This is a genomic window from Clostridia bacterium, assembly GCA_028698525.1.
In the GTDB taxonomy this organism is placed as follows: domain Bacteria; phylum Bacillota; class Clostridia; order JAQVDB01; family JAQVDB01; genus JAQVDB01.
Window position 1 is genome coordinate 1 of the sequence record JAQVDB010000124.1, and the last position, 2906, is coordinate 2906.

Below are 2906 nucleotides of genomic sequence, written 5' to 3' on the forward strand. Positions count from 1 at the left end.
CTATAGCTACAGCTATCATTATAATGACAACTTGGTAATAGACCATTTTGACCTAGAGATAAGGCCAGGGGATAAAAAGCTAACCATAACCTTTGATGGGTTGATAAACTCCCTTAAAGGGCCCTGGGCCTTTGATATTACAAGTAAATAATTTTTGAAAGCTTATAATCAATAAGGGTCTTTCGAACTATTCACTTTTAGCTCTAATACAGCTGACAGGATAATGACGGAAGGCCTTTATTTTTATTTAACTAAAATTAGTCTAGCTAGGTATATAGGTCTTATGAGTGTCGAAAAACATATTATTTTGTCACATTATACTTATATTCAAATAAATACAAACAAAGGGTTGACACTGGCAAATATATAGTATAAAATGGGTTACACAAAGTAATATATACCCATCTGAATGAAACTATAAATAACAGCCTTGATATATATAGATATTAAATACTAGTTTAAGTAGGGGTATTGGGGGTTCAAGTGAGATATACATTTGTAAAACAGCATGATGTAACAGATTGTGCAGCAGCATGCCTAGCAATGGTGTGTCTTCATTATAAAAAGGAAACTACTATAACTAAGCTCCGAGACATGATGGGTACTGATTTAAAAGGCACCAATCTGATAGGTCTTAGCAAATGTGCGGACGATTTAGGTTTTGCATCACAAGCAGTCAGAGTCGACAAGGAAGGTTTTTTAAGTAAGTATACACTGCCTGCTATCGCTAATACCATCACCAAGGAGGGCTTATCCCACTTTGTTGTTATATTTAAAATCACTAATAAATATGTGATAATCGGGGATCCTGCCAAAGACCTTATACGTATGGAAATTGATGAGTTTTATAAGGACTTAACATGAGCCATACTAATCTTAAAACCAAACGAAAAATTTATTAGTAGCAGAAATAAGGGTGACAAGGTATTCTCTCGCTATGTACGGCTTTTATCACCTCAAAAGAAACTATTCGCGTATGGGATTATAGCTTCTCTTATTCTTACTGTATTAGGGATTGTGTCTTCTTTATTTAATAGCATAATATTTGATGAGATATTGCCCTATAAACTAGAGAACACATTAAAATTGGTACTGATTGTTTTCGCAGGTATAGGAATATCTCAAGTTGTCTTAGGCTTTGTTCGACAATGGATGATGCTACACTTATCAATCAAAATTGATATTCCTCTAATGCTAGGTTATTTCGAACATATATATAGACTACCGATGAAGTTTTTTTCTACACGTAAAACTGGAGATATTATAACAAGGTTTTCAGATGCTTTTACGATAAAAGATGTGTTTACAAATATTGCGCTTACCTTGATTATTGATGTTTCCATGGCCCTTATAACTGGAGTTATTTTATACAAAATGAATACATCTTTGTTTATTGTTATTTTGTTTATGACGATTATCAGTATTATTTTAGTATTTATCTTTAAGCAACCCTATAAAAAAATAAACGAGGAGCAAATGCAGCAGGCATCTATCCTCAATTCTCAAATAATAGAAGGGCTCCGCGCAGTTGAAACCATCAAAGGTAACGCTAATGAAGAAACTGAGCTTGAGAATATAGAGCATGAATATATAAAATCCCTGCGTATTGGCGTGAAGGAGAATATGCTCTCTAATATACAAGGCTCTATATCTAGTTTGATATCCACAGGTGGGAATTTATTACTAACTTATTTTGGCATAATGCAGGTCATCAACAATGAGATGACTTTGGGTACTATGATGGCCTTTATGACATTAGCAGGATATTTCATGGATCCTGTATCAAGACTTGTAAGCCTGCAGCTGTCTATACAAGAGGCTAATATCTCAATGAAGCGTATTTCAGAGATTTTAGATTATGAAAGGGAGCAAGATATAGAAACCAAGGGCATATATCAGGAGCTAGAAAAAGTTGATGGAGATATTACTATCAAGAATGTTACATTTAGGTATGGTAACAGAAAGCCAGTTTTAAAGAATATAAGCTTTACAATACCTAAAGGCAAAAAGATAGCACTAGTAGGTGCATCAGGAAGTGGAAAATCCACAATGGCAAAATTACTACTTAAGTACTATGAGCCTGAAGCTGGTGAGATTTCAATTGACGGGGTGGATATAAATGAGTATTCAAATGACTCAATCCGAAGAGCTATATCCTATGTTCCTCAAAACATAGAATTGTTTTCAAAGAGTATATATGACAATATCCGGGTTAGCAAGATGAACTCAACGCTAGATGAGGTTAAAGAAGCTTCTAAAGCAGCTGATGCACATGATTTTATTCGAAAGCTCCCAATGCAGTATTACACCTTTCTTGAGGAAGCAGGTGAAGGGCTCTCGGGAGGGGAAAAGCAACGTATTGCTCTAGCAAGGGCTTTTCTAAAAAAGAATGAGTTTTACATATTCGATGAGAGTACAAGCAATCTAGATTTCGGTACAGAAAGTATAATATTTGACATGATCTACAACAAGTACAAAGATAAATCTATGTTGATTATTGCTCACAGGTTAGCGACAATAAAGAACTGTCATACCATTATTGTTTTAGATAAGGGCGAGGTAGTAGAAAAAGGTACCCATGAGGAATTGTTATCCCAGAAGGGGTTGTACTATCAGTTATGGGAGATGCAGCAAGGAAACTTTGTTCAAGAAGACAAAACAGAAGTGCTAGTGCCAGAAGACACCATGGATGGAGACATAATGACCTATTAATCTAGGTGGTTGTGCGTACGCAATAATATATAATCACGCAGCAAGTTAGGACTAGCTACCCAACTTGCAAAAATTAACGGATGTTAAAACATCAGAAAGGGGAAAAACATGGATATGTGTTATGATGGTACACTTGTAATGCCGAGTAACTGTGTTGTAATGGATGAGGAAGAGATGACTTATGTTGAAGGGGG

At 35.3% G+C, this 2906-nt stretch carries 2 protein-coding genes; both read left to right on the forward strand.

All coding sequences use genetic code 11. The features are described 5' to 3' along the window. Positions 1–483: 483 nt before the first annotated feature. A complete protein-coding gene (locus tag PHP06_10970; protein ID MDD3841061.1) occupies positions 484–864 on the forward strand; it encodes a cysteine peptidase family C39 domain-containing protein in 381 nt (126 codons plus the stop codon). A gap of 120 nt (positions 865–984) precedes the next feature. After that, on the forward strand, positions 985–2712 hold the full coding sequence (locus PHP06_10975; GenBank protein ID MDD3841062.1) for a peptidase domain-containing ABC transporter: 1728 nt from the start codon (positions 985–987) through the stop codon (positions 2710–2712). Positions 2713–2906: the final 194 nt, after the last annotated feature.